Source organism: Pseudomonas nabeulensis (assembly GCF_004682045.1).
Lineage (GTDB): Bacteria > Pseudomonadota > Gammaproteobacteria > Pseudomonadales > Pseudomonadaceae > Aquipseudomonas > Aquipseudomonas nabeulensis.
The window spans coordinates 35151-57816 of record NZ_QUZT01000035.1 but is presented as its reverse complement, the minus strand read 5'-3'; the positions used below and the strand labels follow the sequence as shown (position 1 = coordinate 57816).

General features: G+C 61.0%; 21 protein-coding genes. 13 read left to right on the top strand and 8 right to left on the bottom strand.

Annotated elements, in window-relative coordinates; all coding sequences use genetic code 11:
* The gene (choX, locus tag DYL61_RS18560; RefSeq protein WP_135309517.1) at positions 1-915 is read left to right on the top strand and encodes a choline ABC transporter substrate-binding protein; all 915 of its coding nucleotides are present in this window, start codon (positions 1-3) and stop codon (positions 913-915) included.
* A gap of 159 nt (positions 916-1074) precedes the next feature.
* The gene (locus tag DYL61_RS18555) at positions 1075-2643 is read left to right on the top strand and encodes a SulP family inorganic anion transporter (protein WP_135309516.1); all 1569 of its coding nucleotides are present in this window, start codon (positions 1075-1077) and stop codon (positions 2641-2643) included.
* 144 nt (positions 2644-2787) lie between these two features.
* Here the strand turns inward: DYL61_RS18555 and aroE are convergent, their stop codons facing one another.
* Positions 2788-3606, bottom strand: a complete 819-nt coding sequence (aroE, locus tag DYL61_RS18550; protein ID WP_135309515.1) for a shikimate dehydrogenase — start codon at positions 3604-3606, stop codon at positions 2788-2790.
* Complete coding sequence (gene hemF / locus DYL61_RS18545; RefSeq protein ID WP_135309514.1) at positions 3606-4538, bottom strand: oxygen-dependent coproporphyrinogen oxidase; 933 nt, start codon at positions 4536-4538, stop codon at positions 3606-3608. The genes aroE and hemF overlap by 1 nt, the downstream gene beginning before the upstream one ends.
* A gap of 160 nt (positions 4539-4698) precedes the next feature.
* Here hemF and DYL61_RS18540 point away from each other — a divergent pair, with 160 nt between their 5' ends.
* On the top strand, positions 4699-5676 hold the full coding sequence (locus DYL61_RS18540) for an NADPH:quinone reductase (protein WP_135309513.1): 978 nt from the start codon (positions 4699-4701) through the stop codon (positions 5674-5676).
* Positions 5677-5795: 119 nt separating this feature from the next.
* On the opposite strand, the gene tsaC is transcribed toward DYL61_RS18540, so the two are convergent.
* From tsaC to DYL61_RS18525, 3 genes are all read right to left on the bottom strand, one after another.
* Positions 5796-6353 (bottom strand): L-threonylcarbamoyladenylate synthase type 1 TsaC, encoded by a 558-nt coding sequence (gene tsaC, locus DYL61_RS18535; protein WP_105695837.1) that lies wholly within the window; start codon positions 6351-6353, stop codon positions 5796-5798.
* A gap of 58 nt (positions 6354-6411) precedes the next feature.
* Complete coding sequence (gene dprA, locus DYL61_RS18530) at positions 6412-7515, bottom strand: DNA-processing protein DprA (protein ID WP_135309512.1); 1104 nt, start codon at positions 7513-7515, stop codon at positions 6412-6414.
* Positions 7516-7578: 63 nt separating this feature from the next.
* Positions 7579-8355 carry a peptidoglycan-binding protein gene (locus DYL61_RS18525; RefSeq protein ID WP_135309511.1) on the bottom strand — a complete coding sequence of 259 codons (777 nt, stop codon included), beginning with the start codon at positions 8353-8355 and terminating at the stop codon, positions 7579-7581.
* A 135-nt stretch (positions 8356-8490) separates the two neighbouring features.
* On the opposite strand from DYL61_RS18525, the gene def reads away from it, so the two are divergent.
* The 5 genes from def to DYL61_RS18500 all read left to right on the top strand — a co-directional run bounded on the left by def (position 8491) and on the right by DYL61_RS18500 (position 13053).
* Complete coding sequence (def, locus tag DYL61_RS18520) at positions 8491-8997, top strand: peptide deformylase (RefSeq protein WP_105521380.1); 507 nt, start codon at positions 8491-8493, stop codon at positions 8995-8997.
* Positions 8998-9066: 69 nt separating this feature from the next.
* Positions 9067-10020 (top strand): methionyl-tRNA formyltransferase, encoded by a 954-nt coding sequence (gene fmt, locus DYL61_RS18515; protein ID WP_135309510.1) that lies wholly within the window; start codon positions 9067-9069, stop codon positions 10018-10020.
* The gene (gene rsmB / locus DYL61_RS18510) at positions 10017-11327 is read left to right on the top strand and encodes a 16S rRNA (cytosine(967)-C(5))-methyltransferase RsmB (RefSeq protein WP_135309509.1); all 1311 of its coding nucleotides are present in this window, start codon (positions 10017-10019) and stop codon (positions 11325-11327) included. Before fmt ends, rsmB begins: the two co-directional genes overlap by 4 nt.
* Before the next feature lie 22 nt (positions 11328-11349).
* On the top strand, positions 11350-12723 hold the full coding sequence (trkA, locus tag DYL61_RS18505; protein WP_135309508.1) for a Trk system potassium transporter TrkA: 1374 nt from the start codon (positions 11350-11352) through the stop codon (positions 12721-12723).
* An 18-nt stretch (positions 12724-12741) separates the two neighbouring features.
* The gene (locus DYL61_RS18500; RefSeq protein ID WP_135309507.1) at positions 12742-13053 is read left to right on the top strand and encodes a tetratricopeptide repeat protein; all 312 of its coding nucleotides are present in this window, start codon (positions 12742-12744) and stop codon (positions 13051-13053) included.
* Positions 13054-13169: 116 nt separating this feature from the next.
* On the opposite strand, the gene DYL61_RS18495 is transcribed toward DYL61_RS18500, so the two are convergent.
* Positions 13170-14057, bottom strand: coding sequence for a lysophospholipid acyltransferase (locus DYL61_RS18495; protein ID WP_071490897.1), 888 nt, complete (start codon positions 14055-14057; stop codon positions 13170-13172).
* A gap of 40 nt (positions 14058-14097) precedes the next feature.
* Complete coding sequence (locus tag DYL61_RS18490) at positions 14098-14655, bottom strand: DNA-3-methyladenine glycosylase I (RefSeq protein WP_135309506.1); 558 nt, start codon at positions 14653-14655, stop codon at positions 14098-14100.
* 81 nt (positions 14656-14736) lie between these two features.
* Between DYL61_RS18490 and glyQ the strand changes: the two genes are divergently transcribed.
* The 4 genes from glyQ (at position 14737) to DYL61_RS18470 (ending at position 19133) form a co-directional block, all read left to right on the top strand.
* Positions 14737-15690, top strand: a complete 954-nt coding sequence (glyQ, locus tag DYL61_RS18485) for a glycine--tRNA ligase subunit alpha (protein WP_003187265.1) — start codon at positions 14737-14739, stop codon at positions 15688-15690.
* The gene (gene glyS, locus DYL61_RS18480) at positions 15687-17741 is read left to right on the top strand and encodes a glycine--tRNA ligase subunit beta (protein ID WP_135309505.1); all 2055 of its coding nucleotides are present in this window, start codon (positions 15687-15689) and stop codon (positions 17739-17741) included. Before glyQ ends, glyS begins: the two co-directional genes overlap by 4 nt.
* Positions 17741-18280 (top strand): D-glycero-beta-D-manno-heptose 1,7-bisphosphate 7-phosphatase, encoded by a 540-nt coding sequence (gene gmhB, locus DYL61_RS18475; RefSeq protein WP_193559447.1) that lies wholly within the window; start codon positions 17741-17743, stop codon positions 18278-18280. The genes glyS and gmhB overlap by 1 nt, the downstream gene beginning before the upstream one ends.
* Positions 18281-18362: 82 nt before the next feature.
* Positions 18363-19133 carry a lysophospholipid acyltransferase family protein gene (locus DYL61_RS18470; RefSeq protein WP_105695846.1) on the top strand — a complete coding sequence of 257 codons (771 nt, stop codon included), beginning with the start codon at positions 18363-18365 and terminating at the stop codon, positions 19131-19133.
* A gap of 182 nt (positions 19134-19315) precedes the next feature.
* Here the strand turns inward: DYL61_RS18470 and DYL61_RS18465 are convergent, their stop codons facing one another.
* Positions 19316-21583, bottom strand: coding sequence for a CHASE2 domain-containing protein (locus DYL61_RS18465; RefSeq protein WP_135309504.1), 2268 nt, complete (start codon positions 21581-21583; stop codon positions 19316-19318).
* A 352-nt stretch (positions 21584-21935) separates the two neighbouring features.
* Here DYL61_RS18465 and DYL61_RS18460 point away from each other — a divergent pair, with 352 nt between their 5' ends.
* Complete coding sequence (locus DYL61_RS18460) at positions 21936-22655, top strand: response regulator transcription factor (protein WP_135309503.1); 720 nt, start codon at positions 21936-21938, stop codon at positions 22653-22655.
* The last annotated feature ends 11 nt before the right edge of the window (positions 22656-22666 follow it).

Below are 22666 nucleotides of genomic sequence, written 5' to 3'. Positions count from 1 at the left end.
ATGCAAAAGTTAACCGTGGTGCTGGGAATTCTGGCGTTAGGGAGCGCCAACGTTTATGCAGACGCCAGTTGTGAGACGGTAAAGATGGCCGATCCGGGCTGGAGCGATATCGCCGCCACCAATGCCATCACCGGCTTCTTGCTGACGGGCATGGGCTACAAGGCCAAGGTCGATACCCTGGCGGTGCCGATTACTTTTGGTGGGCTCAAGGACGGCCAGGTGGATGTGTTTCTCGGCAACTGGATGCCGGCTCAGCAAGGCTTCTACGACAAGTTCGTGGCCAATGGCGATGTGGTGCAACTGGCCAAAAACCTCGACGGCACCGAGTTCACCCTCGCCGTGCCGGACTACGTGTGGGACGCCGGGGTGCATGACTTTGCCGACCTGAACAAATTTGCCGACAAGTTCAACAAGAAGATCTACGGCATCGGCTCCGGCGCGCCGGCGAATATCTCGTTGCAGGAAATCATCAAGAAGAACGACTTCGACCTCGGCCAATGGAAGCTGATCGAGTCCAGCGAACAGGCGATGCTTGCCGAAGTGTCACGGGCGGTGAAGAAGCAGAAGTTCGTCACCTTCCTCGGCTGGACGCCGCACCCGATGAACGTGCAGTTAAAAATGCACTACCTCAAGGGCGGCGAGAAATATTTCGGTGATACAGGCAGCGTATATACCTTGACCCGCAAGGGTTACGCCCAGGCCTGCCCGAACGTAGGAAAACTGCTGACCAACCTGAGTTTTACCCAGGACATGGAGAACAGCATCATGGCCGAGGTGGCCAATAACAAGGTCAGCAATGCCGATGCGGCGAAGGCGTGGATCAAGGCGAATCCGGCGGTGTTGGAGAAGTGGCTGGACGGTGTGAAAACACTGGACGGCAAAGACGCATTGCCCGCTGTAAAAGCCAAACTCTAAGACCTGATGCAATCCAAATGTGGGAGGGGGCTTGCCCCCGATGAGGGAGTGTCAGCTGATATATCCATGGCTGACACACCGCTATCGGGGGCAAGCCCCCTCCCACAAGGTCCCACATGTACTGATACCCTTGAGTCAAACCTTCAAACCGAGTCCCTGATGCCCCGGCCCAACCGCCATACACTGTTCCCCTTCCTCAGCTGGCTACCGCGCCAAACCCGCGCCAGCGTCGGCCGGGATGCAATCGTCGGCCTCAGCGGCGCTGTACTGGCCTTGCCGCAGTCGATTGCCTACGCGCTGATCGCCGGCCTCCCACCGGAATACGGGCTGTATGCCGCGATCATTCCGGTACTGATCGCCTGCCTGTGGGGTTCGTCCTGGCACTTGATCTGCGGCCCCACGGCGGCAATCTCCATCGTGCTGTACGCCAGCGTCAGCCCATTGGCCGTGCCAGGGTCCCAGGACTACATCACGCTGATCCTGCTGCTCACCTTCCTCGCCGGGGTTTTCCAGTGGTTGCTGGGCATGCTGCGCTTCGGCGCGCTGGTGAATTTCGTCTCACATTCGGTGGTGCTCGGCTTCACCCTGGGTGCCGCCGTCGTTATCGCACTCGGGCAATTACCCAACTTGCTGGGCCTGGATTTGCCGAGTCAGGCCACGGCGATCAAAAGCTTGCTGGCATTGGTGGATCACAGCGGCGAATGGGACCACGCCTCACTCACTCTGGGCCTGGGCACCTTGCTGGTGGGCGCGCTGCTCAAGTATCTGGTGCCACGCTGGCCGACGCTACTGATCGCCCTGGCCCTGGGCAGCCTGGTGGCGTGGCTATGGCCGGCGATGTTCGGGCATGTGGCGCTGGTCAGCTCGTTTGTCGGCAAGTTGCCGCCGTTCAGCCCGTTGCCGATGGACCCGGACATGATCCTGCGCCTGCTGCCCAGCGCCGTGGCAGTGGGGATGTTGGGGTTGGTGACCAGCCTGTCGATTGCCCGCTCGTTGTCGGCCCGTTCACAGCAGTTGCTCGATGCCAACCAGGAAGTTCGTGCGCAGGGTTTATCCAATATCGTCGGCGGTTTTTTCTCCGGGTACTTGTCGGCCGGTTCGTTTACCCGTTCCGGTCTCAGCTATGAGGCGGGCGCCTGCTCGCCGTTGGCCGGGGTGTTTTCGGCGTTGTGGGTAGCGCTGTTTGCGTTGTTTGGCGCAGCGCTGATTGCGCATATTCCGATCCCGAGCATGGCGGCGAGTATCTTGCTGATCAGTTGGGGGCTGGTAGACCGTCGCGGTATTCGCGCGCTGTTCCGCGTGAGTCGCGCCGAGTTTGTGGTGATGAGCCTGACGTGTATCGCGACCTTGCTGCTGGAGTTGCAAACGGCGATTTACGCGGGGGTGTTGGCGTCGTTGTTTTTCTACCTCAAACGCACGTCGCAACCACGGGTGCAGCAATGGCGTGAAGGTGATGAAGATGTGTTGCGGGTGGGCGGGTCGATCTTTTTCGGCGCCAGCCATTACCTGCAAGTGCGCTTGCAGAGCCTGCAAGGTGAAAGGGTGGTGATCGAGGCGCAGCAGATCAACTTCATCGACTATTCGGGGGTAGAGATGTTGCACCAGGAGGCGCGGCGGTTGCGCGGGTTGGGGCGGAGTTTGACGTTGCGGCGGGCAAGGCCGCAGGTCGTCGAGGAACTGAAGAAGCTGGAGGGTCCAGACAACTGCCCCCTCCATTTCGAAGACTGAAACACGGTTAAAACTGTGGGAGGGAGCTTGCTCCCGATGGCGGTGTGTCAACCATGGATATATCAGCTGACACTCCCTCATCGGGGGCAAGTCGAGTCGTCGCACCGCCCCTCCCACATTGACTGTGCCCACTTTGGATTGGGGTTAAGCCAGCTGACGGCGCAGCTCGGCCAACACCGGCGCCGACTCCGGGCGCACACCGCGCCACAAGAAGAACGCCTCTGCCGCCTGCTCTACCAACATTCCCAGGCCATCCATTGCCACGGACGCACCTTGCTCACTCGCCCAACGACAAAACGCCGTCGGCTCCTTGGCATACATCATGTCGTAGCAAAACGTCTTGCCCGGTTCGATCAGGCTGCCGGCAATCGGCGGCACATCACCCGACAAACTGGCGGACGTGGCGTTGATGATCACGTCCACCGGCTCACGCAGCCAGTCGAAACCGCTGGCAGACACCGGGCCCAAATCGTCGAACAACTCGGCGAGCCTTTCGGCTTTTTCCACGGTGCGGTTGGCGATGATCAGCGAGGCGGGGCGCTCGGCCAGCAGGGGCTCCAATGCGCCCCGCACTGCGCCGCCAGCGCCCAGCAACAAGATACGTTTGCCTTGCAGGCTCAGCCCGGCATTCACCGTGAGGTCGCGTACCAGGCCAGCGCCGTCGGTGTTGTCGCCGAGTAAGGTGCCGTCGGCCAGTTTGCTCAAGGTGTTCACCGCGCCAGCACGCTCGGCACGCTGAGTAAGGCTGTTGGCCAAGCGATAGGCCTCTTCCTTGAACGGCACGGTGACGTTGGCGCCACGGCCCTGTAGGAAAAACTCACGGGCACAGCCGGTGAAATCCTCCAGGGGCGCGAGCAACGTGCTGTAGTCCAGTTGCTCGCCAGTCTGCTCGGCGAACATGCGGTGGATCAACGGCGATTTGCTGTGGCCGATAGGGTTACCGAATACGACGTAACGATCCATCAGACCACCGCCTTGGGCGCAGCCACGCCGAGCCAGTCGCGGTCTTGCAGGAAGTAGTCGGTGAGGCGCGCTTCTTCGCTGCCGGCCTCGGCTTTCCAGTCGTAGCTCCAGCGCACTTGTGGGGGCAGCGACATCAGGATCGACTCGGTACGCCCCCCCGATTGCAGGCCGAACAGGGTGCCACGGTCGTAGACCAGGTTGAATTCAACGTAGCGGCCACGGCGGAATTCCTGGAATTCGCGCTGCTGCTCGGTGTAGGCGGTGGCCTTGCGACGCTGCACGATCGGCAGGTAAGCGTCGATGTAGGCATCACCAATGGCGCGGATGAAGGCGAAGCAGGTGTCGAAGTCCCACTCGTTCAAGTCATCGAAGAACAGGCCGCCGATGCCGCGCGGTTCGTTGCGGTGCTTGATGTGGAAGTAGGTGTCGCACCAGGCTTTGTAACGCGAGTACACGTCCGGACCGAACGGCGCGCAGGCTTGCTCGGCCACGCGGTGCCAGTGGATGCAGTCTTCTTCGTTGCCGTAGTAGGGCGTGAGGTCGAAGCCACCACCGAACCACCACACCGCCTCTTCGCCTTCTTTTTCGGCGATGAAAAAACGCACGTTGGCGTGGGACGTTGGAATGTGAGGGTTGTGCGGGTGAATCACCAGCGACACGCCGAGGGCTTCAAAACCACGACCGGCCAACTCGGGACGATGGGCGCTGGCGGACGGTGGGAGACCGCTGCCAAACACGTGGGAAAAGTTGACGCCGCCTTTCTCGATCACTGCACCGTCTGCAATCACACGGGTGCGACCGCCGCCGCCGGCAGGCCGGGTCCAGGCGTCTTCGATAAAGCGCGTGTCCGGCTCAAAGGTTTCCAGGGCGCTGCAAATGCGGTCTTGCAGGTCAAGCAGGTAGGCCTTTACAGCCTCGGTGCGGGTAGTCATGGCATCACCTTGAATCGGGCAAAGCTACGCGAGGCCATTGGGCGTCGGCGGCAAATGGGCGCACAGGATACCACCGCACCCCATTGCGCCGCAGTTGACGAAGATCAAGCTTAGGAGTTCGATAGGCGGCTACGCGAATTCGAACCCAGGAGAAGTGCAGATGGCCAAACGTATCCAGTTCAGCGCCCATGGCGGCCCCGAAGTGCTTGAGTATGTGGACTACACGCCGGCGGAGCCTGGCCCACAGCAGGTTCGCGTACGCAACGAGGCCATCGGCCTGAACTTCATCGACACGTATTTCCGCAGTGGCCTGTACGCGCCGCCCGCCTTGCCATCGGGGTTGGGCGCAGAGGGCGCTGGCGTGGTCGACGCGGTGGGCAGTGAAGTCACCCAATTCAAGGTCGGTGACCGCGTGGCTTACGGCAGCGGCCCGCTGGGCGCCTACAGCCAACTGCATGTGCTGCCTGCCGCCAACCTGGTGCACCTGCCCGACGAGATCAGCTTCGAACAAGCCGCCGGCGCCATGCTCAAGGGCCTGACCGTGCAGTACCTGCTGCGCCAGACCTATGAGTTGAAGGGCGGCGAAACCATCCTGTTCCACGCGGCGGCTGGTGGCGTGGGTTCGCTGGCCTGCCAATGGGCCAAGGCCTTGGGCGTGAAGCTGATCGGCACGGTAAGCTCGTCGGAAAAAGCCGCCCTGGCCAAATCCCTCGGCGCTTGGGAAACCATCGATTACAGCAAGGAAAATGTCGCACAGCGCGTACTGGAATTGACCGACGGCAAAAAGGTGCCAGTGGTGTATGACGGTGTGGGCAAGGACACCTGGCTGACGTCGCTGGACAGTGTGGCGCCACGGGGTTTGGTGGTGAGCTTCGGCAATGCGTCGGGCGCGGTGGATGGGGTGAACCTGGGGATCCTGGCCGCCAAGGGCTCGCTGTACGTGACCCGCCCGACACTGGCGACCTACGCCAGCAACCCGAAGGATTTGCAACTGATGGCTGACGATCTGTTTTCGATGATCAAGAGCGGCAAGGTGCGCATTGATATCAACCAGCGATATGCGCTGGCGGATGCGGCGAAGGCGCAGACGGAGTTGTCGGGGCGCAGGACGACGGGGTCGACCATTCTGTTGCCGTAGGGCGATGGATTTTCAGGGGCTGTAAGGGCCTCATCGGGGGCAAGCCCCCTCCCACAGTTTGATCTGTGAAAACATTCAAATGTGGGAGGGGGCTTGCCCCCGATGGCCGCGACTCGGTTTCAAGAAGGCCGCACCACATCCCCCGTCACCAAATCCCGAATCAAACTCGGGTTCTTGCGCCCGCCCAGGGCGCCCCCCAATACCAGGTCCACCTGGCCACGGAAATACTGCTCCACCCGCAACCGCGTGCGCGCCGCCGGGCGGCCCTGGGGGTTGGCCGACGTGGAGATCAACGGCCCCACCTCTGCGCACAAATCACGCACCAACGGATGATCACTGACCCGCAGGGCGACCGTGTCATGCACACCGGTGACCCATTCCGGCAGCAAGCCCTGGTGAGGCACCAGCCAGGTATTCGGCCCCGGCCAGGTGCTGGCCATGCGGTCGATCCAGGTGTCCGGAAAGTCTTCGAACAGAAAATCGAACTGGCGAATATTGTCCGCGACCACAATCAGGCCCTTGTCCACCGAACGATTCTTGATCGCCAGCAAACGGTCCACCGCCTCTTCATTCCAAGGGTCGCAGCCCAGGCCCCATACCGCCTCGGTTGGGTAGGCAATCACCGCGCCTGCACGAATTTCCCGTGCGGCTTCCAGCACACGCCACCGACTCACCATTGCTCACTCTCCAGACTATTGCTCTGCGCAGTGTACCGATGTTCGTTATAAAACCCAGTTACAAAAGCGGGCAGCGCGCATGCCAGCGCCCGCTTTCACAGGTCACCAAACCCTCCAGTTCCAGCTCAGTGAGCGCTGCCAGCACCTGGGACAACGACCTTCCGCTGGCAATCGCCAGGCCTTCGCTGGTGTGCGGTGCCGCGTGCAGCAATGCCACCAGCGGATGGGTCACCGGCATCGGCGCCGGACGCGACAATGCTTGCCAGCCGCGCAGCCCCTCAAGAATGTGCTCGATGGTTTCCACCAGCACCGCGCCCTCGCGAATCAACTGGTGGCAGCCCTTGGCGCCAGGATGATGGATGGACCCCGGAATCGCGTACACCTCGCGCCCTTGCTCGGCTGCCAGCTTGGCGGTGATCAGCGAACCGCTGGCCATGCTGGCTTCTACCACCAGCACACCGAGGGACAGACCGCTGATGATCCGGTTGCGCCGTGGAAAGTTGCCAGCCTGGGGCGGAGCGTCCAGTGGAAACTCGGAAACGACCGCGCTGCCTTGGGCAATCATCGCCGCCGCGAGACGCCGGTGGCGCTGTGGATAAAAATTTTCGAGCCCGGTGCCCAACACTCCAATTGTCTGACCACCGACATCCAATGCGGCTTGATGCGCCGCACCGTCGATGCCCAGGGCCAAACCGCTGGTGATCACAAAACCGGCGCTCGCCAAGCTGCGGGAAAATGCGGCGGCGGTGTCCATGCCTGGCCGGGAGGCGCGGCGGCTGCCGACCATCGCCAGCTGGGGTTTTTCCAGGATTGAAGGGTCGCCCGCGACAAATAACAGCGGCGGCGCATCATCGATCTGGGCCAATAATGCGGGGTACTCGGGTTGGTCCCACATCAGCAAATGCTGGGCCGGACCGGCCAACCAAGCCAACGCCGCGCTGGCGCCATCGCGGACTTCATGGCTGCGCCGAGCCTGCGCACTGCTGGCGGGCAACCCAAGGGCACGCCAGGCACTGGCGGGGGCGCTAATGGCCTTTGAAGCGCTGCCAAACGCTTCGATCAATAAGCGAAAACGCTTCGAACCTAGTTCCGGCAGCCTGTGCAAGCGTAGTCGGGCTTCCAGTTCTGACGGAGATATTTCATGGCTGTTTGTCGGATACATCGGACCATCCTTGACCGGAACAAGCTGTGGATAACTCTGTTGGTAACTTATTTAGCAGGCTATTTATTGCGTTTGATGGGCAGTCTTGAAGCGGTCCATGACCGCCAACGGTCGTGAGGCACTGAGGACCAACCCGTAACTGAGTTTTTCGTAGGTGCGGAACACCAATAGAGTGCCGGCGCGAACATCGGGGAGCTTCAGCGGATCGCCCTTGAGGGCATCACGCACAATGGCACCGGTTTTGATCACGGTGAGCAGTTGGCCCTCGACCAGGCCATCGCGCCGGCCTTTATTCAGCGTCACGGCGTCCAACACGCCGATCTGGGTGACGCCCTTGGGGATATCGATAATGTGCCCTTCGATCAGGGACGTTGATAGCGGCGCTTGCAGGGTTGCCGGGTCTACGGGAGATTGCGCGCGCAACAGTCGGTCACCGGGACGCACCTCTTGGGTCACGCGTTGCAGGGCCAACGTGGTGAGGTCACCTGCCGTGACGAAACGGGCTGTGCCGATATCGTCGACATTAATGCCCAACAATTCATGGGTGCGCGGATCGGTATACACCTTGCCGCGTCGGAATATTCCGTAATGGGGTTGGGAAGGGTCCAGGTCGCCCCTGGCGTGGACCCGGTCTCCATTGGCACCCAGCACGCGGCCGCCATCGGCCGCGATGATGTACGGGGCGCGGTCTAGATCCTGGGGAGTATCAAGAATGCGGTTATGCAATAAAAACCGCTGGATGGCCTGTTGCGTCGGCAGATCCAGGCGCTGGGCAGGCGGGGGAACAAGGGCCATGGCAAACGGTGCCCACAGCAGCAAGACGAGTAGCGATTTCCTCATGGGGTGAATCTCCTTTATTATGTGCGTTCGCGTGAAATGCCTTGGCCTTCGCGGCTTTTAAGGGTTTCACACCGGTCGTGTGGGTCCATCCCAACGCCGATTTGCCTTTACCTCACATGTGCAGCAATTACGCTTATGGCTATTTTGAACATCCTCGAATTTCCCGACTCGCGCCTGCGCACTGTCGCCAAGCCGGTGGCCGTAGTGGACGACAAGGTTCGTCAGTTGGTCGATGACATGTTTGAAACAATGTATGAAGCCCCGGGCATCGGCCTCGCCGCGACCCAGGTCAACGTGCATCAGCGTGTCGTGGTCATGGACCTGTCGGAAGATCGCACCGCGCCGATGGTGTACATCAACCCCGAGTTCGAACCGCTGACCGACGAGATGGGCGAATACCAGGAAGGCTGCCTGTCGGTGCCGGAGTTCTACGAGAACGTCGAGCGCCCGCTGCGCGTGAAGATCAAGGCCCTGGACCGCGACGGCAAGCCGTTCGAGCTGATCGCCGAGGGCCTGCTGGCGGTGTGCATCCAACACGAATGCGACCACCTCAACGGCAAGCTGTTTGTCGACTACCTGTCTACGCTCAAGCGTGACCGGATCAAGAAGAAGCTGGAAAAAAAGCATCGCCAGCAAGCTTGATGCCTCTCTTCCAAAGGCTTGCTGCGGCAAGCCTTTTTCTTTTGTGACTGTTTTTAACCGAGACCTCCCATGACCGAGCCACTGCGCATTGTTTTTGCCGGCACGCCTGAATTTGCCGCCGAACACCTCAAGGCCCTGCTAGCCAGCCCTTACGACATCGTCGCGGTGTACACCCAGCCGGATCGCCCGGCCGGTCGCGGGCAAAAACTGATGCCGAGCCCGGTCAAGCAACTGGCCCTGGAACACAACATTCCTGTGCTGCAACCGCCAACCCTGCGCAATGCCGAGGCCCAAGCCGAACTGGCGGCGTTGAAACCGGACTTGTTGGTGGTCGTCGCCTACGGCCTGATCCTGCCGCAAGCAGTGCTGGATATCCCGCGCCTGGGCTGCATCAACAGCCATGCATCGCTACTGCCACGCTGGCGCGGTGCGGCGCCGATCCAGCGCGCCGTGGAAGCCGGCGACAGCGAAAGTGGCGTGACCGTGATGCGCATGGAGGCGGGTTTGGACACCGGCCCGATGCTGCTCAAAGTCACCACCCCGATTACCGGCGAAGACACCGGCGGCAGCTTGCACGACCGCCTCGCCGAGCTGGGCCCGCCCGCCGTCATCCAGGCCATCGCCGGGCTTGCCGCTGGCACCCTGGAAGGCGAAGTGCAGGACGACAGCCTGGCCACCTACGCCCACAAGCTGAACAAAGACGAAGCGCGCATCGACTGGAGCCGCCCGGCGGTAGAACTGGAACGCCTGGTACGCGCCTTCAACCCGTGGCCGATCTGCCACAGCACCCTCAACGGTGAAGCGCTGAAAGTGCTGGCCGCGACCCTGGCCGAGGGCACAGGCGCTCCCGGTGAAATCATCGGCGCCAGCAAGGACGGTCTGCTGGTGGCGTGCGGTGAACAGGCACTGTGTCTGACCCGTCTGCAATTGCCTGGCGGCAAGGCGCTGAATTTCAGCGATTTGTTCAACAGCCGTCGTGAGAAATTTGCCCTGGGCACCGTCCTTGGGGTGGCCGCGCAATGAATCCACGTCTGGCCGCCGCCAAGGCTCTCGCTGCCGTCCTCAACGGCAAGGCTTCGCTGAACAGTTCGTTGCCGACCCAACTGGATAAGGTTGAAGACCGTGATCGCGGTTTCACCCAGGACCTGGCTTTTGGCACCGCCCGCTGGCAGCCGCGCTTGTCGGCGTTGGCGGCCAAGCTGCTGCAAAAGCCCTTCAAGGCTGCGGACGCGGATGTCGAGGCACTGTTGTTGGTCGGTCTCTATCAGTTGCTCTACACCCGCGTGCCGGCCCATGCCGCGATCGGCGAAACCGTCGGTTGCGCCGACAAGCTGAAAAAGCCCTGGGCCAAAGCCCTGCTCAACGCGGTACTGCGCCGCGCCCAGCGCGAAAGCGAAGCGCTGCTGGCCGAGCTGGAACACGACCCGGTGGTGCGGACCGCGCACCCGCGCTGGCTGCAAAAATCCCTGAAAGCCTTCTGGCCTGAGCAGTGGGAAGCCATTTGCGCAGCCAACAACGCGCACCCGCCGATGATCCTGCGGGTCAACCGTCGCCATCGCAGCCGTGACGCGTATCTGCAATTGCTCACCGATGCCGGTATCAACGCCACACCGTGCGTGTACAGCGTCGACGGTATCGTGCTCGAAGCGGCCACCGATGTGCGCAGTCTACCGGGCTTTGCCGAAGGTTGGATCAGCGTGCAGGACGAAGCCGCGCAACTGGCCGCCGACCTGCTGGACCTGGCGCCCGGCCAACGTGTACTCGACGCCTGCTGCGCCCCCGGCGGTAAGACCTGTCACATTCTGGAAGTGGAAAAAGACCTGGCCGGTGTCGTCGCTGTCGACCTGGAAGCCAAGCGTCTGGTGCGTGTGCGCGAAAACCTCGCACGCCTGGGCCTGAACGCCGATCTGATCGCCGCTGATGGCCGTGACACCGCCACCTGGTGGGACGGCAAGCCGTTCCAGCGCATCCTGCTGGACGCACCGTGCTCCGCCACCGGCGTGATCCGTCGCCACCCAGACATCAAGCTCACCCGCCAACCCGACGACATCGCCGCCCTGGCCGTGCTGCAAGGCGAATTGCTCGATGCGATGTGGCCCACCCTGGAAGTCGGCGGCATCCTGCTCTACGCCACATGCTCCACCTTGCCCACGGAAAACACCGAAGTCATCGAAGCCTTCCTCTCCCGCACCAGCGGCGCGCGGGAGCTGGACCTCGCCACCGCGGCCGGGATCAAGCAGCCCCACGGTCGCCAACTGCTCGCGCAGGAAGGCGGACACGATGGCTTCTACTACGCCAAACTGATCAAGATCGCCGCCGCACGCGGCTGAACGGGTTTAAGGGAGTGACCGGATGAAAATCATCATCCTTGGGGCAGGGCAGGTGGGTGGCACGTTGGCCGAGCATTTGGCCAGCGAAGCCAACGACATCACCGTGGTCGACACCGACGGCGAACGCCTGCGCGACCTCGGTGACCGCCTGGACATCCGCACCGTACAAGGCCGCGCATCGTTCCCGACGGTGTTGCGCCAGGCCGGGGCCGACGATGCCGACATGCTGGTGGCGGTGACCAACAGCGACGAGACCAACATGGTCGCCTGCCAGGTTGCCCACACCCTGTTCCACACTCCGACCAAGATCGCCCGCGTGCGTGAAGCGGCGTACCTGACCCGCGCCGGCCTGTTCGACAACGATGCGATCCCCGTCGACGTGTTGATCAGCCCGGAACAAGTGGTGACCCACTACATCAAGCGCCTGATCGAAATTCCCGGCGCCTTGCAGGTGATCGACTTCGCCGAAGGCAAGGCGCAGCTGGTGGCGGTCAAGGCTTACTACGGCGGGCCGCTGGTGGGCCAGCAACTGCGCCAGTTGCGCGAGCACATGCCGAATGTGGAAACCCGCGTAGCGGCGATTTTCCGACGCGACCGGCCGATCTTGCCCCAGGGCGACACGGTGATCGAAGCCGACGACGAAGTGTTTTTCATCGCCGCCAAAGCAAATATTCGCGCAGTGATGAGCGAAATGCGCCGGCTGGATGAGTCCTACAAGCGCATCGTTATCGCCGGTGGTGGGCAGATCGGCGAGCGCTTGGCCGAGGCCATCGAAAGCCGTTACCAGGTGAAGATCATCGAGATGAGTCCGATCCGTTGCCGGCATTTGTCCGACACCCTCGACAGTACCGTCGTACTCCAAGGCAGCGCCTCGGACCGCGACCTGTTGCTGGAGGAGAACATCGCCGACGCCGACATCTTCCTGGCCCTGACCAACGATGACGAAGCCAACATCATGTCGTCGCTGCTGGCCAAGCGGCTGGGCGCGAAGAAGGTGATGACCATCATCAACAACCCGGCCTACGTGGACCTGATCCAGGGCGGCGATATCGACATCGCCATCAGCCCGCAGTTGGCGACCATCGGCACCTTGCTCGCCCACGTGCGACGCGGCGATATCGTCAGCGTGCACTCCCTGCGCCGTGGCGCGGCGGAAGCCATCGAGGCGATTGCCCACGGTGACGCCAAGTCGAGCAAGGTGATCGGCAAGGCCATCCGCGATATCGGCCTGCCGCCGGGCACCACCATCGGCGCGATCATCCGCGATGAAGAGGTGATCATCGCCCATGACGACACGGTGATCGCCACCGGTGACCATGTGATCCTGTTCCTGGTGGATAAGAAACATATCCGCGATGTGGAGAAACTGTTCCACGTGGGCCTGAGCTTTTTCTGATTTGACGGAGTGACCGACATGCTCGAATCCCTGGAAAAAATGCTCGCCAAGGGTGTGGACAATTCACTGCTGCGCTTCGGCTTGGGCAAGGGTTATCTGGACTTGAAGGACAACGGCCGGGCGGCGGAGCATTTGCAGAAGTGTGTGGCGTTTGATCCGAAGTATTCGGCGGCGTGGAAGCTGCTAGGCAAGGCGCAACTGGGATTGGAAGATCGTGCGGCGGCGCGGCTGGCATGGGAGAAGGGCATCGAAGCGGCCCAGGCCCATGGCGACAAACAGGCCGAAAAAGAAATGACGGTGTTCCTGAAAAAACTCGATCGCCAGGCTTGAGCGGAATCCAAATGTGGGAGGGGGCTTGCCCCCGATTGCAGTCTGTCAGCTACAGATGTATTGGCTGACACACTGCTATCGGGGGCAAGCCCCCTCCCACATTTAGTCCTACGGTGTTAGTACCACCGCTCCTCACCCGGCGGGCGTTTCTTGAAGCGCTTCATGCTCCACATGTACTGGCTCGGGTAGGCGCCGACATACCGCTCCACCACCTTGCTCATCGCCGCGCAGGACGTGGCGGTATCGGTGCTGTACATGTCTTCCGGCGCCGCTTCCAAAATCACTTTGTACCCTGAACCGTCCGGCAGCCGCAGGGCATGCAGGAACACGCCCACGGCCTTGTGGCCGGCGAGCATGTTCGGCACGAACTTGCTCGTCAGCGCCTGGGTGGCGAAGAACGGCACGAAGATCCCGGCCGATTCAGCCGGCTCCGGATCGGCGGGAATACCCACCTGGCCCCCTTTGCGCACTTCCTTGATCACACTGAGGATGCCTTCCTTGGTGGACGCCGCCACGCGGTTGCCCAACTGCACGCGCTGTTTGCGCAGCAGTTCGTCCACCGCCTTGAGCTTGGGCGGACGATAGAAAATGATCGGCTTGCACTGGCTGCAATAGAAGTGGTTCAGCACTTCCCAGTTGCCTAGGTGGCTGGTGATGCCGACCACGCCTTTACCCGAGGCCAGCGCTTCGTGCAGCACTTCCAGGCCTTCGACTTCGCGCACCAGGTCGATGGAGCGCTGTGCCGGCCAGATCCACGCGCAGGCGCTTTCGGTCAGGGACTTGCCGATGTCCATCAGGCTCTGGCCGACCAGGCGCTCGCGGGCGGCCGGGTCCATGTCCGGAAAGCATTTGGAGAGGTTGATCCGCACAGTGTCGCGGGAGCGGTTGGGGGTTTTCCACATGATCCAGCCAATCGCGGTGCCGACGGCCTGGACAGCACGCCAAGGCAGCAGGGCGAACAATCGCAGAGCCCCTACCAGCAAGGCGCCTTTAAACTTTTCCACAGGTCACTCCTGATCGTGTGTGGTGCGCAAAGCGGGCATTCTAACCGGCGTTGGCCAGGTCCGCGTAACGGTCGCAGTCTTGGGTGTGGTCCATGACCATGCCCGAGGCCTGCATGAACGCGTAGCAAATGGTTGGCCCGACAAAGGTAAAGCCGGCCTTCTTGAGCGCTTTGCTCATGGCTTCGGCTTCGGGCGTGATCGCCGGCACATCGCTGCGATCCTTGAAGTGATTGACCTTCGGCACCCCGCCCACAAACGACCAGAGCAACCCCACCGGGTCCTCCAGCGCCAGCCAGGCCGCGGCGTTGCGGCGGGTGGCGTTGAGCTTCAAGCGATTGCGCACGATGCCCGGGTCGAGCATCAGCGCTTCGATCTCGTCGTCCGTCAGTTGCGCCAAACGCTGCGCATCAAAGCCAAACAAGACCTTTCGATAATGCTCGCGTTTGCGTAAAACGGTGATCCAGGAAAGGCCTGCCTGGAACCCTTCGAGCAAAAGCAACTCGAACAAACCCTGCGCATCGCGCAGCGGCGTTCCCCACTCCTGATCGTGATAAGCCATGTACAGCGGATCTTCAGAACACCAAAAGCAGCGTGGCATAAGGCTCCAGGGAGTGGTGGCAGGGCCGAATCGGGTATACTCTCGCTCTTTAAATCGCAGCCCAAGTAACAGGTGAATTTTGTGAGCCAGCCTACGCCAGCCGTGCGTACCTTCCAAGACTTGATCCTCGCCCTCCAGCAATACTGGGCCGAGCAAGGTTGTGTGGTACTTCAGCCCTACGATATGGAAGTAGGCGCCGGCACTTTCCACACCGCAACATTCCTGCGGGCCATCGGCCCGGAAACCTGGAACGCCGCTTATGTGCAGCCCAGTCGTCGCCCGACTGACGGCCGCTACGGCGAAAACCCGAACCGTCTGCAGCACTACTACCAGTTCCAGGTGGTGTTGAAGCCGAACCCGGACAATTTCCAGGAACTGTACCTGGGCTCGCTGAAACACGTTGGTCTGGACCCCTTGGTCCACGACATCCGTTTCGTTGAAGACAACTGGGAGTCGCCGACCCTGGGCGCCTGGGGCCTGGGCTGGGAAGTCTGGCTCAACGGCATGGAAGTGACGCAGTTCACTTACTTCCAGCAAGCGGGCGGCATCGAGTGCTACCCGGTGACCGGCGAAATCACCTACGGCCTCGAGCGCCTGGCCATGTACCTGCAAGGCGTGGACTCGGTCTACGACCTGGTGTGGGCTGACGGCCCGTTCGGCAAAGTGACCTACGGCGACGTGTTCCACCAGAACGAAGTGGAGCAGTCCACCTACAACTTCGAACATGCCAATGTCGACAAGCTGTTCGAACTGTTCGACTTCTATGAAAGCGAAGCCAAGCGCCTGATCGAACTCGACCAGCCGCTGCCGTTGCCAAGCTATGAAATGGTGTTGAAGGCCTCCCATACCTTCAACCTGCTGGACGCGCGCCGGGCTATCTCGGTGACTGCACGCCAGCAATACATCCTGCGTGTACGCACCCTGGCGCGTTCCGTCGCCCAAGCCTACCTGCTGGCGCGCGCCAAGCTGGGCTTCCCGATGGCAACCCCGGACCTGCGTGATGAAGTGTTGGCTAAGCTGGAGGCTGCACAATGAGTGCTCAAGATTTCCTGGTTGAACTGGGCACCGAAGAGTTGCCACCCAAGGCACTCAACACCCTGGCCGACGCGTTCCTGGCCGGTATCGAAAAAGGCCTGCACAGCGCTGGCCTGAAATTCGCTGCGAAAAAAGTCTACGCCGCGCCACGTCGCCTGGCTGTACTGCTGACCGCGCTGGAAACCCAGCAACCGGACCGCAGCATCAACCTCGACGGCCCGCCACGCCAGGCGGCATTCGACGCTGAAGGCAACCCGACTCAAGCCGCCCTTGGTTTTGCCAAGAAGTGTGGCGTGGAGTTGAGCGAGATCGACCAGAGCGGCCCGAAGCTGCGCTTCAGCCAGGTGATCACCGGCAAGCCGACCGCCAGCCTGTTGCCGACCATCGTCGAAGACTCGCTGAACGACCTGCCGATCCCCAAGCGCATGCGCTGGGGTGCACGCAAAGAAGAATTCGTACGCCCGACCCAGTGGCTGGTGATGTTGCTCGGTGACCAGATCATCGACTGCACGATCCTCGCACAGACGGCTGGCCGTGATTCCCGTGGTCACCGCTTCCATCATCCGGAAGCGGTACGCATCACTTCGCCGGCCAACTACGCCGCCGACCTGCGTGCGGCTTACGTGCTGGCCGATGCCAACGAGCGTCGTGAACTGATCAGCAAGCGCACCGAAGAGCTGGCCCGTCTGCAGGAAGGCACCGCCATCGTGCCGCCAAGCCTGCTGGACGAAGTGACTGCCTTGGTTGAATGGCCGGTGCCGCTGGTGTGCTCGTTCGAAGAGCGTTTCCTCGACGTGCCGCAAGAAGCCCTGATCACCACCATGCAGGACAACCAGAAGTACTTCTGCCTGCTGGACGTGGACGGCAAGTTGCTGCCGCGTTTCATTACCGTGGCCAACATCGAGAGCAAGGACCCGCAGCAGATCATCGCCGGTAACGAGAAAGTCGTGCGCCCGCGCCTGACCGACGCCGAGTTCTTCTTCAAGCAAGACAAGAAGCAGAAGCTGGAAGACTTCAACCTGCGCCTGCAAAACGTGGTGTTCCAGGAAAAACTCGGCAGCGTCTACGACAAGGCCGTGCGCGTTTCCAAGCTGGCTGCCTATATTGCGCCACGCATTGGCGGTGATGCTGCCTGGGCTGCGCGTGCGGGCTTGCTGTCCAAGTGCGACCTGGCCACCGAAATGGTCGGCGAGTTCCCGGAGATGCAAGGTGTTGCCGGCTACTACTACGCCCTCAACGATGGCGAGCCGGACGATGTGGCGCTGGCGCTGAACGAGCAGTACATGCCGCGCGGTGCCGGCGCTGAGCTGCCAACCACCTTGACCGGTGCGGCCGTGGCTATCGCCGATAAGCTGGACACACTTGTGGGTATCTTCGGTATCGGCATGCTGCCCACCGGTAGCAAAGACCCGTACGCTCTGCGTCGTGCGGCCCTGGGTGTGCTGCGCATCCTGATCGACAAGAAGCTGGACCTCGACCTGACCCAGGCCGTGGTCTTCGCTGTTGGCCAGTTCGGCGCCAAGGTCAAGCAAGCCGGCCTGGCCGAGCAAGTGCTGGAGTTCGTGTTCGACCGCCTGCGCGCGCGTTACGAAGACGAAGGCGTGGACGTGTCGGTGTACCTCGCGGTACGTGCCCTGCAACCGGGTTCGGCACTGGACTTCGACCAGCGCGTACAAGCCGTGCAGGCCTTCCGCAAACTGCCGGAAGCCAATGCCCTGGCCGCTGTGAACAAGCGTGTATCGAATCTGCTGAGCAAGGCCGAAGGTCTGGGCAATGCCGATGTTGATCCTGGTCTGTTTGCCGACGCGAAAGAGTTCTCGCTGAACTCCGCGATTGCCAAGGCAGAAACCGCAGTGAAACCACTGATCGCCGAGCGCAACTACGCCGAAGCACTGGCGCGCCTGGCGACCTTGCGTGAACCGGTGGATGCGTTCTTCGAAGCGGTGATGATCAACGCTGAAGACGCGGGCGTGCGGAAAAACCGCTACGCCATGCTGGCGCGCCTGCGTGGTTTGTTCGTTGGTATCGCCGACATTTCGACGCTGGGCTGATCATGTTGAAACTGCTGATTCTCGATCGGGACGGAGTGATCAATTACGACTCCGACGCTTACATCAAGTCGGTGGAGGAGTGGATTCCACTGCCCGGCTCGATCGAGGCCATCGCGCAGTTGAGCAAGGCCGGCTGGACGGTGGCCATCGCCACCAACCAGTCCGGCATTGCCCGCGGTTACTACGACATCGCCACCCTGGACGCCATGCATGCGCGCCTGCGCACGTTGGTGGCCGAGCAGGGCGGTGAAGTGGGGTTGGTGGTGTATTGCCCCCACGGGCCGGATGAGGGCTGCGATTGCCGCAAACCCAAGCCTGGCATGTTGAAAACCATTGCAGAATATTACAAGGTGCCGTTGGCTGGGCTATGGTTCGTCGGGGACAGCCTCGGTGACCTGGAGGCGGCCAAAGCCGTCGACTCTCAGCCAGTTTTGGTTAAGACCGGGAAAGGCGAAAAGACCCAGGCGAAAAACCTGCCGGTGGGCACCTTGATTTTTGACGATCTGGCGGCGGTTGCCGCAGAACTTATTAACAACTAGCTGCCCTCGACTTCCTGACCAAGGACTGTTCGGGAGTGTGCTTTTAGCAGGCGGGCCTTGTCCCGCAACGGTAAATGCCGCCATGTCGATTTTGCAGGCCATCAGAACCTTCTTCTTTTACCTGCTGTTGGGCACCAGTTCGTTTCTCTGGTGCACCCTGAGCTTTTTTATTGCCCCCTTCCTGCCGTTCAAGGCGCGCTATCGCTTCATCAATGTCTATTGGTGCCGCTGCGCGTTGTGGCTGAGCAAGGTATTCCTGAACATCCGCTTCGAAGTCAAAGGCGCTGAAAACGTCCCCGACCAGCCCTGTGTGATTCTGTCGAACCACCAGAGCACCTGGGAGACGTTCTTCCTTTCCGCCTACTTCTCGCCGTTGAGCCAGGTGCTCAAGCGTGAGCTGTTGTACGTGCCGTTCTTCGGCTGGGCCATGGCCATGTTGCGCCCGATCGCCATCGACCGTGACAACCCCAAGGCGGCCCTCAAGCACGTGGCCAAGAAGGGCGACGAGCTGCTCAAGGATGGCGTTTGGGTACTGATCTTCCCGGAAGGTACACGCGTGCCCTACGGCACCGTAGGCAAGTTCTCACGCGGCGGAACCGCATTGGCAGTTAACGCTAACTTGCCGGTGCTGCCCATTGCACACAACGCCGGCAAGTTCTGGCCGAAGACCGGTTGGGCAAAACGCGCCGGTACGATCACTGTGGTCATCGGCGAGCCGATGTATGCCGAAGGTGAAGGGCCGCGTGCAATTGCTGCGCTGAATGACCGTGCTGCGGCGTGGAATGAAGCCCAGCAACGGGCCATGGGTTCACTGCCGCCGGAGCCTGTGGTGGTCGACACGCCGGTGATATGAGCATCTGTGGATAACCTGTGTACGGTTTGTTGGCGAATTGCCTTTTTTGATTCATAACAAGCTGATTTACATACATATTTCCCAGACTCATAAAATCGCGAAAAAGGTGCATAAGTTTTTTCCGCATTAAAAAACCGGTCCTTGTGACCGGTTTTTTATGCACAACACAAAAGCAGGTTTTTTCAGTCATCCAACAGCGGTAGTTGCACGCTGAATGTGGTGCCTTTGCCCACCACGCTATCGCACTGGATGCGACCGCCATGACGCTCGATCACGGCCTTGACCATGGTCAGTCCCAATCCGAGGCCTTCGCTGCCTTGGGCCGAATCGAAGCGCCGGTATTGATTGAACAGCTCAGGTAGATCTTCTGCGGCGATGCCCGGCCCTTGATCGCTGATGCGACATTCCAACCAACCTTGCGCGCTGCTGTGGCGCAACCGGACAGTCGTACCGGAAGGTGAATACTTGACGGCATTCTCCAGCACATTGAACAGCGCACGGGTCAGCAGGGATTGATCAGCCGACACCATCGCCTCATCCGTCTCCTCCAGATCGTGGACCAGGTGAATGCCCTTGAGCTGGGCGATTACCGCCACCTGGTCAAAGGCATCCATCACTAACATGGCGAACAGGGTCGGCTGGAACTGGTAACCGTCAGCCTCGGCCTTGGCCAGTTGTACAAAGGATTCCGTCAGGCTCAGTGCTCGTCGTACTTGTTGTTCGATCTGGGCAAAGACGGGGGACTCGCCGTGGTGCACATCCAGCAGCGCCAGGATCGCCGAATGCGGCGCGCGCAGGTCATGGGAGAGGAAGCGCAGCATGGTTTCGCGATGCTGTTGGGCCTCACGTTCCTTACTGAGGTCGGTCAGGCTCAGCAACCAACCGAGGGCGATATCGCCCTCTGCTGGTAATAGAGGCGCAAGCTCCATACGCAGGCTGCGTTGGCGGATATCGCGGAACTCCACCAGCTCCAACTCAGAGAGGGCAGGGCGCACACCGTTGTGCAAAGGCGGGTAGCCCAAGTCAGCCAGTTGCTCCAACAGGTTTTCGCTGACCAGCTCGTTGCAGAACACCTCACGGGCAATACGGTTGGCCAGCAGGATATTCCCTCTTGGATCGGTGATCAGCGTAGCGACCGGCAGACACTCCAGGCCATCGGCCATAAAGCGCCGGGTATCACGCGTACGGCTTACGGCTTGCTCCAGGGCAAAGATGCGCGACTGCAACACATCGCCCTTGCTGGCAGGCGCACGGCGGCGCTCAGGCAAGACTTTGGGCTCGTTGTCCAGGCGTGCCAGTTCCCAGCCGAAATAAGCGAGGATCACACTGAGGCGGCGCCAGTTCCAGATCAGGTAGCTGAGCAGCAGGCCGATCAGGCAAGCGGCCGGCGACCACCAGTGACCCAGGCGCAACAGCCCCAAAGAAACGAGTACGGCCATGCCCATGCAGCCCAGCGTCATCCACAGGGCATAGCGGGGACGATAAAGCAGCAGCCCCAGCAGTAACGCCACCAGAGACGTCGCCATCACCGCCGCCAACCACCCCGGCAGATCGACAATGCTGCGACCTTGTAGCAGGCCGTTGAGTATATTGGCCTGAATGTCCACACCAGCCGTGGTGCCCGCGGTGGAGGAGAGCGGCGTGACAAACCGGTCGCCCATTCCCGACTCGGTTGCACCGACCAGGATCAGGCGGTCGCGCAGCAAGCCGGGGGGCACCTCACCGTTTAAGACGCTGACGTAGGACACGCTGGGAAAGTGGGTATGAGGCCCTATAAAAGGGATGCGAATGGCATGTTCTCGATGCCAGTTTCGAGAGGCTGACGTTAAGGGTTCTCCCGGCATCGGTGAAGGCTCAGCCATCATCTCGTACGCCAGCCAGGCGAGCTGCGGAGCAGTGGCACCGGCAGGGCCTTCCCGCATGTACAACCGGCGAATGACGCCATCGCTATCCGCCTCAACGTTGATATGGCCTACACCCTTTGCGCACTTAAGCAGCGGCAACGGTTGCCCGTAACTCGCGGCGCCTTCGCGCACCAGCGGCAACAGGACATTGCCTGCGTTGCACACTGCGTCGCTCAAACGTTTATCGTTGGCTGGGTCACCGGGCTCACTGAAGATCACATCAAACAAGATCGCCGCCGGTTGCCCGGCACTGAGTCGGTCGATCAAGTCGGCGTGCAAGCTGCGTGGCCAAGGCCATGGACCGAGCTTTTTAAGGCTGGGGTCGTCGATGGTCACCAGCAGAATTCGTGGGTCCACCGGCAGTGGGGTAAGCCGGCGCAGGTTGTCGTACAGCACAGTGTTCAACGCCAGGCCGGAACTCAGCGACAGATAAGCCGTGATGGGTAACAGCAGTAACCCGATCCATAACCACTCGCGAACCAATCCGTGGAACAGGCGCTGGGCATGGGTAGGTTGGCGCTTCTCGGGCCTGCCCCAGAGCGTCATCGGTCAAAGCGCCTGGGTTGGCGGCGGGTAGCAATAGATGTCATAGATCCGAAGCCTCCTTATATGCACGCCAATATAGAGCCCAGTGAAGCTCATTTCAGGTGCCCTGGAAAATTATTCATGCGGGTTATGCCGCGCACAGAAGTCTACGGCGGCGCGTGCGTCGGTTGATCCTTTTCCTTACGGCTGGGAGCCGGTATCTTTCCCACATAGGTATCGAGGACTTTCAATAAGTTAGCTGCCCATTGAACTCAGCGTACCGAGAGATAAAAGGGCCGAGGTATCTGAACATAATTCTTCAGATTCTTCAGGCCGACAGCTGCCGTACTCTTCAGGTTAAAAGGACTCACCTATGCGCGTCGCAATACTGGATGACGAACCCGCGGAACTGCGCCGGGTGGAACAGACACTGCGACAAATCCCCAGCACCGCCGATCAGCCCTGGACCCTGCATTGCTTCGAGCGCGGCGAAGACCTGCTACGCCAACTGCGCCGCGAAACCTTTGACCTGCTGATCCTCGACTGGCAAGTGCCGGATATCACCGGCATCGCTCTACTGCGCTGGACCCGTGAACATATGGAATCACCGCCTGCCGTGATCATGTTGACCAGCCGTGATGCCGAGAGCGATATCGTCACCGCGCTCAACAGCGGCGCGGATGATTACGTCAGCAAACCCTTCCGCCCCAATGAACTGAAAGCCCGAGTGACGGCGGTGTTACGTCGCCATGGCCTGCAAAAAACCGCGTCCCATGAAGTACAAAGTTTCAACGACCTGACGTTCGATGACGCCGAGTTGACCGTCACCCGCGCGGGAAAACCGATCAACCTCACCGAGCGTGAGTACCGCTTGGCCAGTTGCCTGTTCGCCAATTTGGCCCGCCCACTGTCTCGTGAGTACCTGTATGAACGGTTCTGGACCCATGAAGAAATGGTGTCGTCACGGCCGTTGGATACACATATTTATCGGCTGCGTAACAAATTGGGGCTGACGGCTGATCGGGGTTGGCAGCTGTTGACGATCTACGGCTACGGGTATCGGTTGGAGAGTGTGGCGGCGGTTTCTCAGTGATGTTCCACGTG